20 protein-coding genes and 1 pseudogene are annotated in these 18340 nt (G+C 64.8%); 15 read left to right on the plus strand and 6 right to left on the minus strand.

Translation table 11 applies throughout. The features are described 5' to 3' along the window. The first annotated feature begins 16 nt into the window (after positions 1-16). The 6 genes from fabR (at position 17) to GGR62_RS02255 (ending at position 5103) form a co-directional block, all read left to right on the plus strand. Positions 17-664: an HTH-type transcriptional repressor FabR gene (gene fabR, locus GGR62_RS02230; RefSeq protein WP_184406369.1), complete on the plus strand. Its 648-nt coding sequence runs from the start codon at positions 17-19 to the stop codon at positions 662-664. 430 nt (positions 665-1094) lie between these two features. Further along, on the plus strand, positions 1095-1907 hold the full coding sequence (locus GGR62_RS02235; protein WP_184406370.1) for a hypothetical protein: 813 nt from the start codon (positions 1095-1097) through the stop codon (positions 1905-1907). Between the two features lie 820 nt (positions 1908-2727). Next, positions 2728-3009, plus strand: a complete 282-nt coding sequence (locus GGR62_RS02240) for a hypothetical protein (RefSeq protein ID WP_016902660.1) — start codon at positions 2728-2730, stop codon at positions 3007-3009. A 43-nt stretch (positions 3010-3052) separates the two neighbouring features. Then, positions 3053-3319 (plus strand): hypothetical protein, encoded by a 267-nt coding sequence (locus GGR62_RS02245; RefSeq protein ID WP_184406371.1) that lies wholly within the window; start codon positions 3053-3055, stop codon positions 3317-3319. Positions 3320-3415: 96 nt separating this feature from the next. Then, entirely contained in the window at positions 3416-4009 is a 594-nt protein-coding gene (locus GGR62_RS02250) for a DUF4142 domain-containing protein (RefSeq protein WP_184406372.1), read from the plus strand. Positions 4010-4215: 206 nt separating this feature from the next. Then, on the plus strand, positions 4216-5103 hold the full coding sequence (locus GGR62_RS02255) for a TIGR01777 family oxidoreductase (RefSeq protein ID WP_184406373.1): 888 nt from the start codon (positions 4216-4218) through the stop codon (positions 5101-5103). A gap of 285 nt (positions 5104-5388) precedes the next feature. Here GGR62_RS02255 and GGR62_RS02260 read toward each other — a convergent pair whose 3' ends face one another. Continuing rightward, positions 5389-6207 (minus strand): histidine biosynthesis protein HisIE, encoded by an 819-nt coding sequence (locus tag GGR62_RS02260; RefSeq protein ID WP_184406374.1) that lies wholly within the window; start codon positions 6205-6207, stop codon positions 5389-5391. 241 nt (positions 6208-6448) lie between these two features. On the opposite strand from GGR62_RS02260, the gene GGR62_RS02265 reads away from it, so the two are divergent. From GGR62_RS02265 to GGR62_RS02295, 7 genes are all read left to right on the plus strand, one after another. Continuing rightward, positions 6449-7885, plus strand: coding sequence for a Do family serine endopeptidase (locus GGR62_RS02265; protein ID WP_184406375.1), 1437 nt, complete (start codon positions 6449-6451; stop codon positions 7883-7885). 115 nt (positions 7886-8000) lie between these two features. Then, a complete protein-coding gene (locus GGR62_RS02270; protein ID WP_184406376.1) occupies positions 8001-8363 on the plus strand; it encodes a hypothetical protein in 363 nt (120 codons plus the stop codon). 3 nt (positions 8364-8366) lie between these two features. Further along, complete coding sequence (locus tag GGR62_RS02275; protein WP_184406377.1) at positions 8367-8852, plus strand: phage holin family protein; 486 nt, start codon at positions 8367-8369, stop codon at positions 8850-8852. After that, positions 8849-9232 (plus strand): hypothetical protein, encoded by a 384-nt coding sequence (locus GGR62_RS02280; protein ID WP_184406378.1) that lies wholly within the window; start codon positions 8849-8851, stop codon positions 9230-9232. Before GGR62_RS02275 ends, GGR62_RS02280 begins: the two co-directional genes overlap by 4 nt. A gap of 174 nt (positions 9233-9406) precedes the next feature. Then, positions 9407-10513 carry an AI-2E family transporter gene (locus GGR62_RS02285; protein WP_184406379.1) on the plus strand — a complete coding sequence of 369 codons (1107 nt, stop codon included), beginning with the start codon at positions 9407-9409 and terminating at the stop codon, positions 10511-10513. Positions 10514-10613: 100 nt separating this feature from the next. Further along, positions 10614-11351 carry an HAD-IA family hydrolase gene (locus GGR62_RS02290; protein WP_184406380.1) on the plus strand — a complete coding sequence of 246 codons (738 nt, stop codon included), beginning with the start codon at positions 10614-10616 and terminating at the stop codon, positions 11349-11351. Positions 11352-11394: 43 nt separating this feature from the next. Further along, positions 11395-12765, plus strand: coding sequence for a leucyl aminopeptidase family protein (locus GGR62_RS02295; RefSeq protein WP_184406381.1), 1371 nt, complete (start codon positions 11395-11397; stop codon positions 12763-12765). 170 nt (positions 12766-12935) lie between these two features. On the opposite strand, the pseudogene GGR62_RS21040 reads toward GGR62_RS02295, so the two are convergent. After that, positions 12936-13095 (minus strand): annotated as a pseudogene (locus tag GGR62_RS21040) (RNA polymerase sigma factor); the annotation flags it as partial. A 285-nt stretch (positions 13096-13380) separates the two neighbouring features. On the opposite strand from GGR62_RS21040, the gene GGR62_RS02300 reads away from it, so the two are divergent. Together GGR62_RS02300 and GGR62_RS02305 are read left to right on the plus strand one after the other, a co-directional pair. After that, positions 13381-14475 carry a catalase family peroxidase gene (locus GGR62_RS02300; protein WP_184406382.1) on the plus strand — a complete coding sequence of 365 codons (1095 nt, stop codon included), beginning with the start codon at positions 13381-13383 and terminating at the stop codon, positions 14473-14475. Then, positions 14472-15005 (plus strand): cytochrome b, encoded by a 534-nt coding sequence (locus GGR62_RS02305; protein ID WP_184406383.1) that lies wholly within the window; start codon positions 14472-14474, stop codon positions 15003-15005. Before GGR62_RS02300 ends, GGR62_RS02305 begins: the two co-directional genes overlap by 4 nt. Positions 15006-15181: 176 nt before the next feature. Here GGR62_RS02305 and GGR62_RS02310 read toward each other — a convergent pair whose 3' ends face one another. The 4 genes from GGR62_RS02310 to GGR62_RS02325 form a co-directional block, all read right to left on the minus strand. Continuing rightward, a complete protein-coding gene (locus GGR62_RS02310; protein WP_184406384.1) occupies positions 15182-15787 on the minus strand; it encodes a ThuA domain-containing protein in 606 nt (201 codons plus the stop codon). A 9-nt stretch (positions 15788-15796) separates the two neighbouring features. After that, on the minus strand, positions 15797-15955 hold the full coding sequence (locus GGR62_RS02315; protein WP_184406385.1) for a hypothetical protein: 159 nt from the start codon (positions 15953-15955) through the stop codon (positions 15797-15799). Between the two features lie 189 nt (positions 15956-16144). After that, entirely contained in the window at positions 16145-16747 is a 603-nt protein-coding gene (locus GGR62_RS02320) for a response regulator transcription factor (protein ID WP_184406386.1), read from the minus strand. Positions 16748-16838: 91 nt separating this feature from the next. Next, positions 16839-18026 (minus strand): sensor histidine kinase, encoded by a 1188-nt coding sequence (locus GGR62_RS02325; RefSeq protein ID WP_184406387.1) that lies wholly within the window; start codon positions 18024-18026, stop codon positions 16839-16841. Positions 18027-18340: the final 314 nt, after the last annotated feature.

The raw sequence follows: 18340 nt of genomic DNA on the forward strand, positions 1-18340 counted from the left end.
GCCCGGCGCTTGCCCCATGACCTTCATCGCCCTGCCTTCCCACGACGCGCCGCCGTCACGCAAGCCGGCGATTTCACGCGAGGATCTGATTGCCGCGGCGCTGTCGTTGATCGGCCCGCACCGCAGCCTGTCCACACTCAGCCTGCGCGAAGTGGCACGCGAAGCCGGCATCGCGCCGAACAGCTTCTACCGCCAGTTCCGCGACATGGACGAGTTGGCGGTGGCCTTGATCGATCTGGCCGGACGCTCGTTGCGCACCATCATCGGCCAGGCCCGCCAGCGCGCCACCTCCACCGATCGCAGCGTCATTCGCGTATCGGTCGAAGCCTTCATGGAACAACTGCGCGCCGACGACAAGCTGCTGCACGTGTTGCTGCGCGAAGGTGCGGTGGGCTCGGATGCCTTCAAGCAAGCGGTGGAACGCGAGCTCAGCTATTTCGAAGACGAGCTGCGCGTGGACCTCATCCGCCTGGCGGCCGCCGACAACGCCAAGCTGCACGCACCGGCGCTGGTGTCCAAGGCGATCACCCGGCTGGTGTTTGCGATGGGCGCAGTGGCGATGGATTCGCCGCCGGAAAAGGACCCCGAACTGGTCGAGCAGATCTCGCAGATGCTGCGCATGATCCTGACCGGCGCGCGCACGTTGGGCACGCACGGCGATTGAGCTTGCCGGTGCATGACTGCGCCAGAGACCCACACCTCAACGCGTGCCTTGTTCGACAGGTGGCCCGTGGTTCGACACGTGACTGATGCCACGCAGCGCGTGCATCGCGCCTCACTGCCGGCAATGCCATCCGCAATCCCGCCACTGCGCGTTCGCGCCGCGTTGCGCGTGGAGGCATCGCTGCGTACATCCTTAGGTCACGCAATGCTGCGTCGAGGATGTGCTTCAACGGCGAGATGACGTTCGTGCAATCGTGCTTGTATGCAGCGAGACACCGCTGACAGCCTCATCCGAGCTGCGAAATGCACAGTTCAGTCTTATCGCGATGACGCTCACATCCCAGCACACCCGTTTCACTCCTGCCTGCCCACTGTGGTCCCACGCTCGCGATCTGTCTCGACAGACGCACCTACAGGCACACGGAGACGACATGACCACTCACGACAGCAACCTCGACAAGCAAGAACGCAACGCCGAAGCAAAGGAGTTGAATCGTGATCCGATCACCGGCGCGCCCGGTTCGCATCCGGTCGGAGTCAGTGTCGGCGGCATCACCGGTGGCGCGGCAGCCGGCGCGATCGCCGGCACGGTGTTCGGTCCGCTTGGCACGTTGATCGGTGCAGCCGTTGGCGTGGTTGCCGGCGCGGCAGCGGGCAAAGGCGTCGCCGAGCGCCTGGACCCGACGGTGGAAACCGAATACTGGCGCCAGGAGCACCAGAACCGCCCGTACTACAAGGAAGGCACCGATTACGATCGCGATTACGCCACCGTCTACGGATTTGGCTTGCAGGCGCGCGAAACGCGCCCGACCAGCACCTGGGAAGAGACCGAAGCGACGTTGGCCGGCGAGTGGCCGCGCAACCGTGGTCAATCGCGCCTTGAATGGGAAGAAGCACGGTTGGCGGCCCGCGATGCCTGGGAACGCGCCGATCGCACGCACAGCGTCTATCGCGAGGGTGACACCCACTACGAAGGCCGTTTCGACAGCGCCAGTTATCGTGATGCCGAATATTCCTACGACGACTATCGCCCCGCTTATCGCTATGGCATGCAGGCGCGGCAACAACATGCCGGCCGCCAGTGGGACGACCATCTGGAACGCGACCTGGGCGATGGCTGGGACCGTTTCAAGTCCAACTCGCGTCTAAGCTGGGAGAAAGCCAAGCATGCGGTACGCGAGGCCTTCGATTCGGAGCGTCCCGATGCAGCCACACGTCGCAATCCCACCGATCCACGCGTGTAATCGCAGTCGCGTAGCACATGCCTGCGCGGTTGGCGGGTAGAAAAAAGAACGGGCCGCTGGGCCCGTTTTTTTTCGTTATTGCGTCTATCACTGCCCAGCGTTCAAATCAGAGCGGCAGCCGATCGAGGTGACATCCCAACGGCGATCGATGCGCTATCTGCATCTTGGCCAAGCCCGCATGTTTATTCATTCGATCGAAGCGCGGACCTGCGCATCGATGACGCTGCGCACGCAACCCCATCTCGTTTCAATGCCAGATTATTTCAAGACCAGATAGACCGCGAACACGATGACCAGCACGGCAATCAGACTGATTGCCACCCGTCCCCCACGCAGTTCTACCAAAGCATGCCACCACACACGCGCTTCGGGTGTTCCACTGGCGTGCTGCTGCTTACGACTATCTTCGCTATCCCGCATCCTGAGTACTCTCTCCTTCACGTCATCACACAGCTTAAGGATCCGACGTTACACAAGTGTGGAGCGGTTCAGAATGTTATGTAAATTTCGCTAAAACACGCAGCTTTTTGGCCGTTGCATCACTGCATCCACGTCATTGCGTACTGCACCCACACAAGGCGTCCATGCCTGCACCGGCATCATGCCAACTCTGTTCGGGAAGATTGGTACGCGGCTGGATCTCACACTGCACGACCGCGATGGCAAGTGCATGCGTAGCGTGTAGAGGCGGAAAACAAATCTGACCAATTAAGCGTGCACGTCGGAAATCCGGCATCACGGTCGGGTTCGATGACCATGCGTTGACGGGTAGATGGTTACTCTGCACATCAAGTTTGTTTAGCCCGGAACACCTCACGTCATGAGCAGAGATCCCTCCGTTATCGATGTACAAGCCGAAATCGCGCATTGGCAGGCGCGGCATGCCCAGGGAAATCTTGGCGCAGGCAAGTTCAGCGAATTGTCCCCGGTGGTGAAGATGGCCTGCGACATCTATCTGCAGGCACCGCGTTCGAGTGACCAAGAGCGTTTGCGCCTGTTCCGAGATCGTCTGGAGCATCACTTCATTTCATCCAGTACCCAGTCCAACTACGAACAGTTGGCAACCGATTGCTGGCAGCGCCTGGGTACGCGCAATAGTTGAGCACGTATCGTCGAGCAAGACCTGTCATTCATTGGAGAACGCCATGAAAACCCCGTATCAAGTGCAGCAGGAGCTGGAACGATTGGAGCGGCTGGTGCCGCACATCATCAGCGACCAGGGCGACCGTGCGGAGGACATCCTGGGCTTCCATGTGGCCAGTCTGCTCGGCAGCGCGCCGGCCAGCGAACATGCGGTGATTCGCGAACGCACTGCACGCATGGCGCGCGTATGCCGCACCGCGCAGGACAAACTCCGCACGCCGGCAAGTCTGCGCGGCGCCGGTCCGCTTTCCCAGGCACAGTTTGCTTGAGCTGTCGGTTTTGAATCGACGCACCACCGGAGCCGCATCGCGGCTCCTTTGCATTTCACCCTTGGCACTACCAGCCGAATTCTTTCCGGGACCTCCATGAAATCCTTTCTCGCTGCGACCTCGTTGTTGACCATGCTGACCCTCACCGCCTGCGATCGCCCCGGTGGCGATGCATCGCGCACCGCACCGTCCGTGTCGCCGGAGCCGACCGCCGCACCGGTCAGCGGCACCGGCGCAGCCGAGCTGGCAAAGGGCGACGGCGGCGCATTGGGCGTGCTGGCAGCAATCGACGAAAACGAGATTGCGCTGGCCAAGCAGGCCATTGCGCAGGATCTGGGCGGTGCCACGGCCGAATTCGCCCAGCAGATGCTGCACGACCACGAAGCCAACCTCGAAAAGACCAAGGCACTCGGTGCCAAGGACAGTTCGCGCGCCGATGCGATGCGCGCCAAGGGCAAGGCGGCGGTGGAGGCGTTGGCGAAGACGCTGACCCTGCCAGACGGCAAGGATGCATACCGCAATGGGTTTCTGAGCACGATGGTCAGCGACCATGGCGACACCCTCAAGATCATCGATTCCGAATTGCTGCCTGCGGCGGAAAGCGCACCGGTCAAGCAGCATCTGGAAGAAACCCGACGCGTGGTGTCGGCGCACTTCGAGCGTGCCCACGCGGTATCGTCGTCGCGCTAAGCGCCCCACCCGCTTCTGCAGTACGCAAACGCGCCGGCTCGTCCGGCGCGTTTGCGTTTGGGCGGGCGCTGGGCGAAGACGTCCGCACCACCCCTTCTTGTAGCGGCGTTCTTGTAGCGGCGTTGGCGGCACGCCGGAGCGGCTTCACTGTGCTTGGGTCGACACTGGCCTATGGTGCCGCATCGCGTCAGCCCAGGAGGTCTTCCATGCGTTTGCTCATCACCGGCGGCACCGGCTTCATCGGTCAGGCGTTGTGCCCGGCACTGCTGCATGCCGGCCATCACGTCACTGTACTGAGCCGCGACCCCCGTCGTGCCAGCCGCCGCCTGCCTGGCATCAGCGCGGTGGAGACACTGGATGGCGTGCAGGCTGATGCGGTCATCAACCTGGCCGGCGAGCCATTGGCTGCCGGCCGCTGGACCGACGCACGCAAGCAGCGCTTCCGCGCGTCGCGCCTGGGCATCACCGGGCAACTGCACGCCTGGATCGCACAGCAGCCGCCCGAGCAGCGCCCGTCGGTGCTGATCTCCGGTTCGGCGGTGGGCTATTACGGCGAACGCGGCGATGCGCCGCTGACCGAAGCCGATGGCGCCGGCAACGATTTCTCCGCACTGCTCTGCCGCGACTGGGAAGCCGAGGCAGACACGATCGCCGCATTGGGCCTGCGCGTGAGCCGGGTTCGCACCGGCATCGTGCTGGACCGCGATGGCGGTGCGCTGGCACGCATGCTGCCCGCGTTCCGCTTCGGCGGTGGCGGGCCGTTCGGCGATGGCCGGCACTGGATGAGCTGGATCCACCGCGCCGACATGGTCGCGCTGTTGCTGTGGTTGCTGCAGCACGGCCAGGCTGGCGCCTACAACGCCACCGCACCGAACCCGGTCACCAACGCCGAGTTCGCGCGCACGCTGGCCAAGGTGTTGCATCGCCCGGCCCTGCTGCCGCTACCGGCCGGCGTGCTGCGGCTGGGCTTCGGCGAAATGGCCGATCTGTTGCTGATCAGTCAGCGCGTACTGCCGCAACGTGCGCTCGATGCCGGCTTCCGCTTCCAGTACGTGCAGTTGGAGGCCGCGCTGCGCGCAATCCTGCAGCGCTGAGCCAATCGGGCACGTTGTCCAAGTGCCTGGCCACGAACTGAAGAAGCACGAGACAGGCCTGTATGCACCTCGCCTTGCGGGCAAGGCACGGAGGCCGTCCAGCGATGGACCAGCGCAGCCTGCGACCGAGCAAGGCGCGCAACGCTGACGGCACTTGAGGCGAGATGTTGCGTGATGGATCGCAGGGTTAGCGATCGATCACGACAAGGGCCGATGCTGTTTGCACAGCATCGGCCCTGATTCACGTCATTGCGGTGTATCAGCTTCGCCGTGTGGCGTTCAGCATCAGCGGGTCACGCGCTTGGCAGCTTTCTTGCCCACTGCCTTACGTGCGGCGGTGGTCTTGGCCACTGCGCGGGTTGCCGGGGTCTTGGTGACCTTCGCCGCCTTCTTCAACGTGGTCTTGGTCACCGCCTTCTTGAGCGGAGCCTTCTTCACTGCGGCCTGCTTGGTTGCAGTCTGCTTGGCCACCGGCGCTTTCTTGGCTGCGGGCTTGGCCAACGTCTTGGCAGTCGACTTGCCGATTGCCGCCGACTTCCCTGCCGATTTCTTCGCTGCCGACCGCGCGCCGACCGCGGCCACCGCCGTCTTGCGCGCTGCGCTCTTGGCGGCCGTCTTGGCACTCAGCGCAGCGGCTTCGGCCTTGGCGTTGGCCTTGGCGGTTTCCAGCTTCTGCTTGGCATTGACCTTGGTGCTGGCCAACTTTTTCTTGGCCGCATCGGTGGTGCTGCTCAGTTTCTGCTTGGCCGCCTCTTTGGTCGTCGTCAGCTTCTGCTTGGCGGCCTCCTTGGTGGCGATCAGCTTGTCCTTGGCGGCCTCTTTGCTCGACACCAACGAGCGCTTGGTCCTGGCCACAGTGCCTTTCACCGCCGTGGCGGCTTCGCCGGCCTTCTTGACGACACGCTTTTCAACCTTCACCACTGCCTTGCGGGCCGTTGCCACACGGGTCTTGACCTCGCCCGCCGCCGCGTCCGCTGCCTCCTTGACGCTGGCAACCGCGTCGCTGGCGGTGCTGGCAATGTTTTCGCCCAACTCGGTGGCCGTGCTCTTGACGCTATCGACGGCGTCGGACAGGGTTGCCGTCACACCATTGCCGTTGCTCATAGACCCTCCTTAAGGGCATCAATCTGGAAAGCGGGCGATGCACGACGGCATTCGGAATGCTGAACAGGCATCGGATCACGCGGACGCTACGCCGGGCCCAAGCAGCTGTCAACGCAACACCGGCAAGGCATGCGCAGCGCTTTCACCAGCAGTTAAATTGTACGCAGGCACTCTCGTTCAGCTTGATTTACGCAGTCAGACGCCCTATCCCTTTTCCACCGCGTAACCCGGACTCCGTTGCATGCGACCGCTCCCCACCTTGCTGACACTTTCACTGGCCGCCGCCTTCGGCGGATTTGCCGCCACCGGCATCAACGCCTGGCTGGACAACCGTGCCGAGGCCACCCCCACCAGCACGGCGGCGTCCAGTTTGCCCGCTGCGGCGGCATTGCCGGCCGCGGTCGGCGGCCAGCCGGTGCCGTCATTGGCGCCGATGCTGCAACAAGCAATGCCTGCGGTGGTGAGTGTCAACACCAAACAGGTGGTGCGTGTGCGCAACCCGTTCTTCAACGACCCGATTTTGCGCCGGCTGTTTCCGCAGGTGCCGCAAGACCGCATCAACGAGTCGTTGGGCTCGGGCGTGATCATCGATGCGCAAAAAGGCTACGTGCTGACCAACCACCACGTCATCGAAAATGCCGACGATGTGCAGGTGACGCTCGGCGACGGGCGCACGGTGAAGGCAGAGTTCATCGGCTCCGATGCCGATACCGATATCGCCCTGATCCGCATCAAGGCCGACAAGCTCACCGATATCAAACTGGCCGACAGCAATGCGCTGCGGGTAGGCGATTTTGTAGTGGCCATCGGCAACCCGTTCGGCTTCACCCAGACGGTCACTTCCGGCATCGTCTCTGCGGTGGGCCGCAGCGGTATTCGCGGCTTGGGCTACCAGAACTTCATCCAGACCGATGCCTCGATCAACCCGGGCAACTCCGGCGGCGCGCTGGTCAATCTGCAGGGCCAGTTGGTGGGCATCAATACAGCCAGCTTCAACCCACAGGGCAGCATGGCCGGCAATATCGGGTTGGGCCTGGCGATTCCGTCCAACCTGGCGCGCAACGTGGTCGAGCAGTTGGTGACCAAGGGCGTGGTGGTGCGCGGCACGCTTGGCCTGGAAGCGCAGAATCTCACGCAGCAGATGCTGCAGGGCCTGGGCGTGGATTCGTTGCGCGGGGCGTTGGTAACGCGCGTGCTACCAGGTTCCGCTGCGGCCGCGGCCGGAGTGCAGCCCGGCGATGTGGTGGTGGCGGCCAACGATCAACGCGTGGACAGTGCCGAAGCGCTACACAACTACGAAGGCCTGCAGGCGGTCGGCAGCGCAGTGACGCTGGATATCCGTCGCGACGGCAAACCGCTCAAGCTCAAGGCAACCTTGAAAGAACAGGATCGCGCCGTCACCGGCGACATGCTGGACCCGCGCCTGGGTGGCGCCACCTTCGTCGATCTGCCCGAATCGCTGCGCCAGTCCGGCATCACCGGGGTGATGGTCAGCGAGGTCAAACGTGGTGGTCGCGCCGCCGCCAATGGGCTGGTGTCCGGCGATGTGATCGTGGCCAGCAGTGTCGGCGACTTTGCGGATCTGGCCAGCTGGCGCGCCAACTTCCAACGCAAGCCGCAGCAATTGGTGGTGCGCATCCTGCGTGGCAACGCGCAGTACGACGCGTTGATGCGTTGATCTGAGGTACACCCGGACACTCCAGCCCTAACACCCCCTACACCCTGCCGATGCTATTGCTACTACACGACCGCACGCTGTGGCGGCTGCCCTCAACGACCGTAGGAGATATCGCATGAGCCCCACCAATACCGAACAGCTGAAAGACAACCTGAGCGAAGCCGGCACCCATCTGAAGTCGGCTGCCAGTGCTGCAGGCGAGGCCGTCAAGGGTGCCACCAGCGCGGCAGGCGATGAACTCAAACTCGGTCGCGCAAACGTCAAGGCCGAATTGTCCGATACCGCGCTTGCCGGCATGGCCGCAGCCGAGTTCGGCGGCGCTGCTGCCAAGGAGCAGATGGACGTGCTGGTCAGCAAGGGCAACGACCTGCTGGAAAGCGCGACCGACCTGATCCGCGAGCGTCCGCTTGCTGCATTCGGCGCAGCATTTGCCGCCGGCTGGATCATTGCCAAGCTGGCACGCAGCAACGACCACTAAGTCGTGAGCGATCAGGCCTCTACAACTGCTGATTCCGGCGCGCCTGATGCGCGTCCGGAAACGCCAGGACTGGAAGAAAGCGTGCGTGCGGTCGGTGCAGCCGGCAGCGCGACGCTGAGTTCGGCCAAGGACACCAGCCGCGCATTGCGTCGGCTGGTGTCTGCCGATCTGCAGTTGGCACGCAGCGCCTTCGGACGCGGCCTGGCATGGGCATGCGTGGCCGTCGTGTTCGGTGCATCAACATGGTTATTGTTGGCTGGCGCAATCATCGCATTGCTGCAGCGTGCCGGCCTGTCGTGGTTCCAGGCGTTGTTTTTTACTGCCGTGGCCAGTCTGCTGGTCACAGGGATCGCTGCGTGGCGGGTGTTCTTTTACTTCGATCACACCGGTTTCAACGCCACCCGTCGTCAACTGGTCAAACTGGGCCTCTTTGACGATGGCAGCGACGACGATGCGGCTGCCTCGTCAACCAGTGGAGCACGCCCATGAAGTTCGGCACCTTGCGTCAACGCGTCGAACGCGCCGAATTGCTGGTGGAAGGACGCGCCCAAGACACGCGCCTGCATTGGAATGACCTGCGCCAGACCTGGCGCGCAGGATGGTCGCCGGTGCGGATCGTGATGGTTGGCTTCGGTCTGGGTTTCGTCACCGGCCGCAACGAACCGCAGGCGGCACTCGGCAGCATCGCCGGCAAGTTGGGCGGTATTCCGAAAATTCTGCAGATGGTCAGCACGATCTCTGCCCTCTTCACTGCGCACCGTGCGCAGGAAGCCTCCGAGCAGGCCGAACGTGCTGCCGACAATGCCGAAGAGGTGGCCGCCGATCCTCCGATGACGGTCGTCCAGGTGCCCACCGATCGCGCGGCGTGATTCGCAGCGCCCCCCGGGGTTCTGATTATCACCAGGCTGGCCGGCGTGCAGTCGCGCCCGTTACCTGGTCTCATTGGTGCTGACATAGCGCGCACAGTCTCTGTGCGCGCTGTTGACGCATTGCGCCGATAATGGCGTACCGCTGGCAGCACGCCAGCCGCATCCTGGCCACGCATGTCTCTTCCCGTCGATTCACTGGATGCTGCCGTTGCGGCAGATTCGCTTCCGCCGCCCCCCGCTCCACGTCCACGCGCCCCGGTGTCGATGGTCGTGCTGGCCACGCTGGCGGTCGGCTATACCTTGTGGGCGGCGCAGACGATCATCTTGCCGATCATGCTGGCGGCATTCTTCGCGCTGATCGGCAATCCGATCCTGCGTGGCCTGCGCAAGCTGTATATCCCCCGCTTCCTGGGCGCATTGCTGGTGCTGTGCCTGGGGCTCTTCGGCACCGTGACGCTCGCCACGCAGCTGGCCGGGCCGGCGGCGGAGTGGGTGCAACAGGCGCCACAGCAGATGCGGTTGATTGCGCGTGACGTGCGTAATTTCACCAAGCCGATGATGCAGGCCAATCAGGCCGCGGAAAATTTCGCACGAGCGGCAGGTGGCGAAGGCCAACGCAGCGTGCAGGTCGTGCGTACGCAGATGGACGATCCCTATAAGGCGTTGGTGCGCACGCCCAAGCTCGCCGCATCGGTGCTGGCGGTGGTGCTGTTGACGTTCTTCTTCATGGTCTACGGCGAAAGCCTGCAACGGCATGCGATTGCGTTGCTACCCAATCGACAGCAGCAGCGCTTTACCACCGAAATCATGTTGGATATCGAGCGCGAGGTGTCGCGTTACGTGCTGACCATCAGCGTCATCAACACGCTGGTCGGGCTGGTGTTCGCAGGCATCTTGTATGCACTGCGCATTCCGCTACCCGAAGCGTTGTTGTGGGGCACGGTGGTGGCATTGCTCAACTTCGCACCGTATGTGGGCCCGTTGATCGGCGTGATGTTGATGTTGCTGATGGGCTTTGTGGAATTCCGCACCACCTTGTCGTCGATGCTGCCGGCGATCCTGTATCTGGCGTTGCATACGATCGAAGGTCAGGTGGTGACGCCGATCGTGCTGGGCCGACGCATGGCGATCTCGCCGTTGATGCTGATCCTGGCGCTGATGCTGTTCGGCTGGCTGTGGGGCATGGTCGGCCTGCTGCTGGCAGTGCCGCTGCTGGTCTGCATCAAGATGGTGCTGAGCCGGGTGGAGGGGATGCAGCGCTGGGCGCGGTTGCTTGAGTAACCGGGAATCGGGAGTTGGGAATCGGGAATCGCAAGAGCAGTGGCTGCGCTCTACCCATTCTCGATTCCCGACTCCCCATTCCCGGCATTACAATCTGGCGATGAGCTTCCACATCAGCGCCATCACCCTCGACCTCGACGATACGTTGTGGCCCTTTGCGCCGATCGGCGCACGGATCGATCAGGTGCTATACGACTGGATGCGCGAGCACAGTCCGGTCACCGCCGAGCGGTTCCCGGTGGAGGCGATGCGCGAACTGCGCGAGCGCAGCTTTGCCGACAACCCCCACCTGCATCACGACCTGAGCGCACTGCGCCGATTGACGCTGGAAATGGCGCTGCGCGAAAGCGGGGGCGATCTGACCTTGCTGGAGCCTGCGTATGAAGTCTTCTACGCCGCGCGCAACCAGGTGGAGTGCTATCCGGATGCGCTCGACGCGCTGGCACGCATCGCCGCGCATGTGCCGGTGGCGGCGCTCAGCAACGGCAATGCGGATCTGCACCGCATCGGGTTGATGCATCATTTTGCGTTTCAGCTGGGCTCGCGCGAACACGGCAGCGCCAAGCCGGATGCGAGCATCTTCCTGGCCGCATGCGCGCGTCTGCAGGTGCCGCCGGCGCAGGTGCTGCATGTGGGCGACCACGTGCGCATGGACGTGCTTGGCGCGCTGGATGCCGGCCTGCGTGCGTGCTGGATCAATCGTGAAGGCGCGCAGTGGTCGCATCCGACCCAGCAACCGGATCTGGAATTCGACTCCATGACCGGGCTGGCCGATTGGCTGGACGCCCAGCAGCCGCACCCGGACGCCGCACACGCTGGCATCCGCCTTCCGGCCTGAGCCACTTTTTGCTCGGCGCATGGCGCCGCCTCCGAGGATTTCCATGTCGCAGCTCACCGGTTTCATCGATCCCCACGCCGCAGCCCTGCCGCTGCATGTGCTCGACCGCGAAGGCTTTGCACATTGGTGCGCCGAGCAGCCCACCCGCGTGCTGTCGTGGGCACAGGCGCAACGTTTCGATGCCGCGCCGGGCAGCGTGCTGTTGCTGCCGGGCGAACACGGGCTGGCCGGCGCGGTGCTTGGCGTCGGCGACCGCGCCGATGCCTATGCCTACGCACATGCGCCGATGGCGCTGCCACCGGCCAGCCGCTGGACGCTGGCCAGTGCGCTGAGCGAGACCGAACAGGCGCTGCTCCACCTGGGCTGGGGCCTGGGCGCCTACCGCTTCTCGCGCTACCGCAAGGTGCCGCGCGCACCGGCCGAACTGGCGGCCACACCGACGCCGCACACACGCGCCTTGATCGAGGCCTGCATCCGCGTGCGCGACTGGGTCAATACGCCAACCGAAGACATGGGCCCGCAGCAGCTGGAAGACGCCACGCGTGCACTGGCGCAACCGCATGGCGCGCAGGTCGAGGCGATAGTCGGCGAGCAGTTGCTGGCGCAGAACTTCCCCACCATCCACGCGGTGGGGCGTGCCTCGCATCGCGCCCCGCGCCTGATCGCGCTGCGCTGGGGCGCGGCCGAGCATCCGCATCTGGTGCTGGTCGGCAAGGGCGTGTGCTTCGACACCGGTGGGCTGGATCTGAAACCGGCCGACGGCATGCGCAACATGAAAAAGGACATGGGCGGCGCGGCACATGCATTGGCACTGGCCGGCCTGGTGATGGCGCAACAGTTGCCGGTGCGGCTGACCTTGCTGATTCCTGCAGTCGAAAACGCGGTCGGTCCGGACGCATTCCGCCCCGGCGAAGTGATCACCACCCGCGCCGGTGTGAGCGTGGAAGTGGACAACACCGATGCCGAAGGCCGGCTGGTGCTGTGCGATGCGCTGAGTTACGCCACCGAACAGCGTCCCGATCTGATCCTGGATTTCGCCACACTCACCGGCGCTGCGCGCATTGCGTTGGGCCCGGACCTGCCGGCGCTGTTCGCCAATGACGATGCCCTGGCCGAGGCCTGGCTCAACGCCGGTGAGCAGACCCGCGACCCGGTCTGGCGCATGCCGCTATGGCGCCCTTACTTGCGCTATCTCAACAGCCATGTGGCCGACATGGCCAACGCCGGCTCGCGCATGGCCGGTGCAGTGACCGCCGCGCTGTATCTGGAGCGCTTTGTCGCACCGGGCCAGCTGTGGGCGCATCTGGACGTGTACGCCTGGAACGACAGCGACCGCCCCGGCCGCCCGGCCGGCGGCGAAGCACTGGCGCTGCGCTCGGCCTTTGCGATGCTGCAGCAGCGCTACGGCAACTGAGCTCCGCTCCCGACGTGGCGCGCCCGCCTGCAACTGCGCTTGATGTGGTGCACGTATGCGCGAACCGGAGTGGCCGATGAACCATGACGCGCCATGGTCGGGCAACGCACCCCGGATCGCCGTGCTCACCGCACGCCACGCCCACCCCGCACTGAGTGCAGGCGTTCGAATGCCTGGGCGGTATGCCGGCGAATACATCGGCACCGCAACGCGCGTTCCAGCAAGGCCCGCACCAGATCGTCAGCGCGTGTGGGCTCGCCGTTGAGCACGCGAAGCGGCGCAGCGCCGGCACGGCATGCTGCGCAACCGCTCGCCGCCCAGCGCATCCATCGGTAGGTTTTGGTGATGGCATCACACCGTAAACGCGCGGGAGCGTGGACTATTCCCAGCACTGGTCCGCGCGGGGCGTTTTTTGGCGATCACGGGAATTAAAAGCGGCGGACAACACGTGGCCGGCGGTCGTCAGGTGGATGCGGATGGCGCGCTCGTAAACGCAATGTCCGCGTGCCGCGCCCCGCCCGACGGCAGCGCAGTCGTGTCTGTTAGCCGCTCACAGCCACCGGCACCGCGTCTCACTGCACCGATCACTCACCGCACCGACTACTGGAGCCAGCCATGACCTTGCCACCTCCCCCGCCGCCGCAGCGCGGAAGCGTTCGCGTGGCGCCACTGCTGGGCATTGCCGCGATTGCTGGTGGCCTCGCGGTTGCGTTCGCCTGGACTGCTGGCTGGATCGGTGGCGACCGGCTCACCGCCGCGCGCATGACCGACACCATCGAAGCCAGCGGGCCGCCGCATCCGGGCTTTCGCCGCGCGCATACCAAAGGCGTGTGTGTGAGCGGGGAATTCAAGGCCAGCGGCAAGGCCACCTGGCTGTCCTCGGCACGCATCTTCAGCCAGGCCAGCACGCCGGTGCTCGGGCGCATGTCGATCGGCGGCGGCGACCCGCATGGCGCCGACGGTGCGGCACGGGTGCGCAGCATGGCGCTGTTGTTGCGCAGCGACGATGGCCAGGAATGGCGGACCGCGATGAATAGTTTCCCATTCTTCGTGGTGGCCACGCCAGCCGGCTTCCAGGCATTGAATGTGGCGTCCAGGCCGGACCCGGCCACCGGCAAGCCCGACCCGGCCAAGCTGGCCGCGTTCGGCAAGCAGTATCCGGAAGCGGCCAAGTTCCAGCAGTGGGCCAAGACCGCGCCATGGTCGGATAGCTGGGCCAATACGCAATACAACGGAGTGAACGCCTTTCGTGCAATTGCGGCCGATGGACGTGAGCGCTACATCCGCTGGTCGATGCGTCCGCATACCCCGTTCAAGGAACTGAGCGCCGAGCAGCGCGCACAAGCCGATGGTGATTTTCTCGCCACCGATCTGGACACGCGCCTGGCGCAGGGACCACTGCGCTGGGACCTGGTGCTGACCGTCGCCGAGCCGGGCGATGCGGTCGACGATCCGTCGCAGCCATGGCCGCAGAGCCGCAAGCAGATCGTGGCCGGCACCGTCTCGATCGATCATGCCGAGCCGCAGGCCAGCGGCCCGTGCCGCGACCTCAATTACGACCCGCTGATCCTGCCCAAGGGCATCGCTGCATCGAACGACCCGATCCTGGCGGCGCGGTCGTCGGTGTATTCGCAATCGTTCAACCGGCGCGAGCATGAGATCGCCAACGGCACAGGCAGCGCCGCCACCGGCCAGGGAGCACACCGATGAGCAGCCACACCCACTTCAATCTGCCCGCACGCGTGCTGCATTGGCTGATGGCCGCGATGATCCTGACCATGCTGTTCGTCGGCGTGGGCATGGTGGCCTCGGTCACGCAACGGCCGTGGTTGATCGATCTGCATCGCCCGCTGGGCATCGCGATCCTGATCCTTGCGGTGCTGCGGTTGATCAACCGCCTGCGCAACAAGCCACCGCCGCTGCCAGCCGATCTGCCGACATGGCAAAAGGCTGCCGCGATCGCCTCCCACTGGTTGTTGTATGCATTGATGCTTGGCATGCCGCTGATCGGCTGGGCGATGCTGTCGGCCGGCGGTTATCCGATCGTGCTGTGGCCCGGCGCGCAATTGCCGTCCATCGCGCCGCACGATCCCGCGCTGTATGCGTGGCTGCGTAGCGCGCATGGCTGGTTGGCGTATCTGCTATTCGCCACGGTGCTGGGGCATTTGAGCGCAGCGCTGTTTCACGCCTGGGTGCGTCGGGATGGTGTGTTTTCCAGCATGGCGCGTGGGGAGCGGTAAGCGCGCTCACCTCTACTACCCCTCTCCCGCAGGCAGGAGAGGGGAACAACCACCGCGCTGCGTGCAAGCGGCACGGAAGTTTCCTTCTCCTGTTTGCGGGGAAGGTGCGTGAAGGGCCGATGGAGCAACACCATCGCGCATCCCTCAGCAACTCCACGTCATCGCGTGTCAATCACTCAAGGTGCGCGCTGTCGCTGGCCTGCAGGCACGGTCTCTCCCACGCCGCGCCCAGTGGCTGCCCAGTAAATACCGCCATCTAGATGATCTAGATAACGCGGATCGTTATAGGCCTCTGCCAGATGACCCAGTGCAGTGGCAAACACGCGGCCACCTTCGAAGTGGCGGTACCACGCCACCGGATGCTGCTTGCCCATCCCCCTGGCGACCTGGCCGGGCGAGATCAGCATGGGGCGTCCACCGTCAGCAGCGTGACCAGAGCGTCGCTGTAGGGCGGATCGTACTCGTACCATTCGTCGGTCCATACCCAACGCCTTGGAGGCCGGAGGTGGCGGGGAGTTGGCGTCCACCACATCCACCATCGCGGTCTGCCTATAGGGATGGGTGCGGAACGAGCGGCCGATCAGATGGTCGTACCACTCCCACTCGCCACGCTTGATCGCAAACGCCTTGTGCACTGCGACCACGCCGCCGCCGTTGCGCACGTACTGCTGAAACTTGGCGCGCCGGGTCGGTTCCAGATCGGTGGCCGGCGTGTTGAGCAGCACGATCGCTGCGTATTGCGACAGATCGCCATCGAAGGCCTTGGCATTCCATGCCCACACCCGTTCGAACTAATGCTTGCGTGCCATCGCTTCGAATTGCGGCTTGGCCACCGGCATATAGTCGTGGTGATACTGGTTGGGAATGGCCGCCACCAGGATCTTGAATTGCTCGGCAGACGCGTTGAACGCGTAGGCCAGCAGCAGGCCCAACAGCCGCAGAGGTTTCATGCAGTTCGCTCGCGGTCAGCACCCGCTCGGCAGTGTACCGGCATGCGCATGGCATGCTTTAAAGGTGATTTGGAATAGCTGTCGGTTGCAGCAGTCAACGTTAACCGCGCGGCTTTTCTTGCAAATGCCATTCTAAGGATGCGTGCGCCGACACCGCCGCCGACACCGCAACGTGTCATCGTCACCGGTTTACAACCAGCCTTTCTGCCGCGCCAGCCGATACGCTTCGATGCGATTGGCCACACCTAATTTGCCGATGCATTCGGACAGATAGTTGCGCACGGTGCCGTGCGAGAGCTGCAGTTGCTGGGCGATCTCGCTGGCCGAGCGGCCCTCGCCGGCCAGCCGCAGCACGGTGCGCTCGCGTTCGCTCAAGGGGTCGGCTTCCACCCAGGCATCCAGCGCCAGTTGCGGGTCGATCACCCGCCCGCCGCGTTGCACCTGACGCAACGCGCTGACCAGTTGTTCGGCCGGCGCGTCCTTGAGCAGATACGCAGCCACGCCAGCATCCAGCGCGCGGCGCAGGAAGCCCGGACGGGCGAAGGTGGTGACGATCATCACCCGCACCGGCAGCGCCTGGCGCTGGATGCGCTGGGCCAGTTCCAGGCCGGTCAGGCCGGGCATTTCGATATCGGTGATCAGCACGTCCGGCTGCAGGCGTTGCAGTTCGCGCCAGGCGCTTTCGCCATCGCCTGCGCTGCCGACCACCTCGATACCGTCTTCCAGTCCAAGCAAGGCGACCAATGCGCCACGCAGCAGCGCCTGGTCTTCGGCCAACAACACCCGGATCATCGTGCGCGCTCGTATGCAGACAACGGTGGCGCACGATAGCAGCGGTTGCGCCTGCCGTGCATGGGTCCAGACGCAGTGGGCATCCCGGCGGTCAGCGCGACGGCGGCATCAGCGGGGCCGGCAATGGCGGCTGCGCCGTTGCCGGCGTGGGCTGCGGCAACGGCACGCTGGCGCGCAGGCGCATGCCACGCGGCAGCGCTTCCACCTCCAAGGCGCCGCCCAGCGCATGCAGCCGCGTGCGCATGCCGTCCAGGCCATTGCCCGGCACGATCGCGCCGCCGCGCCCATCGTCGGCGATGTCCAGCACCGCCTGTTCGCCCTGCGCGCGCAGGCTCACGCGCACGCGTTTGGCCTGCGCATGCCGTTGCACATTGGTGGCCGCCTCGCGCACCACCAGCGCCAGTACGGTTTCGTGTTCCGATGGCAGTGCCAACGTTTCCAGCTCGTGTTCCAGCACGATGCCCTCCATGTCCAGCAACACCCGCGCCGATGCCAGCTCGGCCACCAGACCGGCGGCGCGAATGCCGGTGACCGCGCGCCGCACCTGCGCCAAGGCATCGCGGGAAATCTGCGCGACTGCATCGATTTCGCTGCGCGCCGCCTGCGGGTCGCGTTCGACCAGGCGTGCGGCCAGGTCGGACTTGAGCGCCACCAGCGACAAGGTGTGGCCGAGCAGATCGTGCAGGTCGCGGCCGATGCGTTCGCGCTCGGCGGTGGCCGCCAGCCGGCGGACTTCGTCCTGCGACAGACGCAGCAGAGCGTCCTTGCGTTCGTTGATGCTGTAGACCGCCACCACTGCGGACATGCCCAGCACCGACACCGGAAACCACACCAACCCCTGCCAGGCCATTCCGAGCCAGCGCGCCCAGGCCAGGTACAGCGCGTTCATCAGCAGCAGGATGGCGAAATGCCGCCACAGCGCATGCCGCGTGGAAGGGCGCAAGCTCATACAGGCAAACACGAAGTAGCTGATGCCCGATGCGTACACCGGCAGCAACGCGGCACTGAGCGCCCCCATCGCCCAGGCATAGCGGTACAGCGCGTCGCGCGGCGCCAGCAACATGCGCGCATACAGCAGCAGGAACAGCGGATACGACACCACGGTGCACAGCAACCAGATGCTGTCGTAGCCACGCGCGGAAAACACCGGCACCACGAACACCCAGGCCGACCACAGCAGATGCACGCAGTCCATCCACGGTGACTGGCCCTGTGCCAGCCGCGCGGCAACCTGCGAATTGGCGGCGGGGCGAAACCAGGCGGAAAGCCACAGGCGCATCGGGCGGTGTCCGTATGAGTGGTCGGATTCTGCCACTGCCGGACCCGCCGCAGTGGATGATGCGCCGGCCCGGTCGCGGCGAGCGGTCTCACGCATGTTGGCCATTCCCGGTTGCGGACAGCCTGGCCGCAGGCAGCACGCGCAGACACGATGTGCGCAGGCGGAGCATGGCGGTTCCCGGCAGCGAGGCGATGCGCCAGCCTCGCCCAGCGCGTCGATGCCGACCAGTCGCCGCTGTCATGGCTTGCAGGTGACAGCTGTCACTGGTGGCCGCCGCCACGGTGGTCGCATGCTGCACAACACGTGCTGCAGCG

The sequence above is a fragment of the Xanthomonas sp. 3075 genome (assembly GCF_014197275.1).
Taxonomy (GTDB): Bacteria; Pseudomonadota; Gammaproteobacteria; order Xanthomonadales; family Xanthomonadaceae; genus Xanthomonas; species Xanthomonas campestris_B.

Excerpts from the sequence above, each read along its gene's own strand:
- fabR (WP_184406369.1), top strand. The coding sequence starts at position 17 with ATGACCTTCATCGCCCTGCCTTCCCACGACGCGCCGCCGTCACGCAAG.
- GGR62_RS02235 (WP_184406370.1), top strand. The coding sequence starts at position 1,095 with ATGACCACTCACGACAGCAACCTCGACAAGCAAGAACGCAACGCCGAA.
- GGR62_RS02240 (WP_016902660.1), top strand. The coding sequence starts at position 2,728 with ATGAGCAGAGATCCCTCCGTTATCGATGTACAAGCCGAAATCGCGCAT.
- GGR62_RS02245 (WP_184406371.1), top strand. The coding sequence starts at position 3,053 with ATGAAAACCCCGTATCAAGTGCAGCAGGAGCTGGAACGATTGGAGCGG.
- GGR62_RS02250 (WP_184406372.1), top strand. The coding sequence starts at position 3,416 with ATGAAATCCTTTCTCGCTGCGACCTCGTTGTTGACCATGCTGACCCTC.
- GGR62_RS02255 (WP_184406373.1), top strand. The coding sequence starts at position 4,216 with ATGCGTTTGCTCATCACCGGCGGCACCGGCTTCATCGGTCAGGCGTTG.
- GGR62_RS02260 (WP_184406374.1), bottom strand. The coding sequence starts at position 6,207 with ATGAGCAACGGCAATGGTGTGACGGCAACCCTGTCCGACGCCGTCGAT.
- GGR62_RS02265 (WP_184406375.1), top strand. The coding sequence starts at position 6,449 with ATGCGACCGCTCCCCACCTTGCTGACACTTTCACTGGCCGCCGCCTTC.
- GGR62_RS02270 (WP_184406376.1), top strand. The coding sequence starts at position 8,001 with ATGAGCCCCACCAATACCGAACAGCTGAAAGACAACCTGAGCGAAGCC.
- GGR62_RS02280 (WP_184406378.1), top strand. The coding sequence starts at position 8,849 with ATGAAGTTCGGCACCTTGCGTCAACGCGTCGAACGCGCCGAATTGCTG.
- GGR62_RS02285 (WP_184406379.1), top strand. The coding sequence starts at position 9,407 with ATGTCTCTTCCCGTCGATTCACTGGATGCTGCCGTTGCGGCAGATTCG.
- GGR62_RS02290 (WP_184406380.1), top strand. The coding sequence starts at position 10,614 with ATGAGCTTCCACATCAGCGCCATCACCCTCGACCTCGACGATACGTTG.
- GGR62_RS02295 (WP_184406381.1), top strand. The coding sequence starts at position 11,395 with ATGTCGCAGCTCACCGGTTTCATCGATCCCCACGCCGCAGCCCTGCCG.
- GGR62_RS02300 (WP_184406382.1), top strand. The coding sequence starts at position 13,381 with ATGACCTTGCCACCTCCCCCGCCGCCGCAGCGCGGAAGCGTTCGCGTG.
- GGR62_RS02305 (WP_184406383.1), top strand. The coding sequence starts at position 14,472 with ATGAGCAGCCACACCCACTTCAATCTGCCCGCACGCGTGCTGCATTGG.
- GGR62_RS02315 (WP_184406385.1), bottom strand. The coding sequence starts at position 15,955 with ATGAAACCTCTGCGGCTGTTGGGCCTGCTGCTGGCCTACGCGTTCAAC.
- GGR62_RS02320 (WP_184406386.1), bottom strand. The coding sequence starts at position 16,747 with ATGATCCGGGTGTTGTTGGCCGAAGACCAGGCGCTGCTGCGTGGCGCA.
- GGR62_RS02325 (WP_184406387.1), bottom strand. The coding sequence starts at position 18,026 with ATGCGCCTGTGGCTTTCCGCCTGGTTTCGCCCCGCCGCCAATTCGCAG.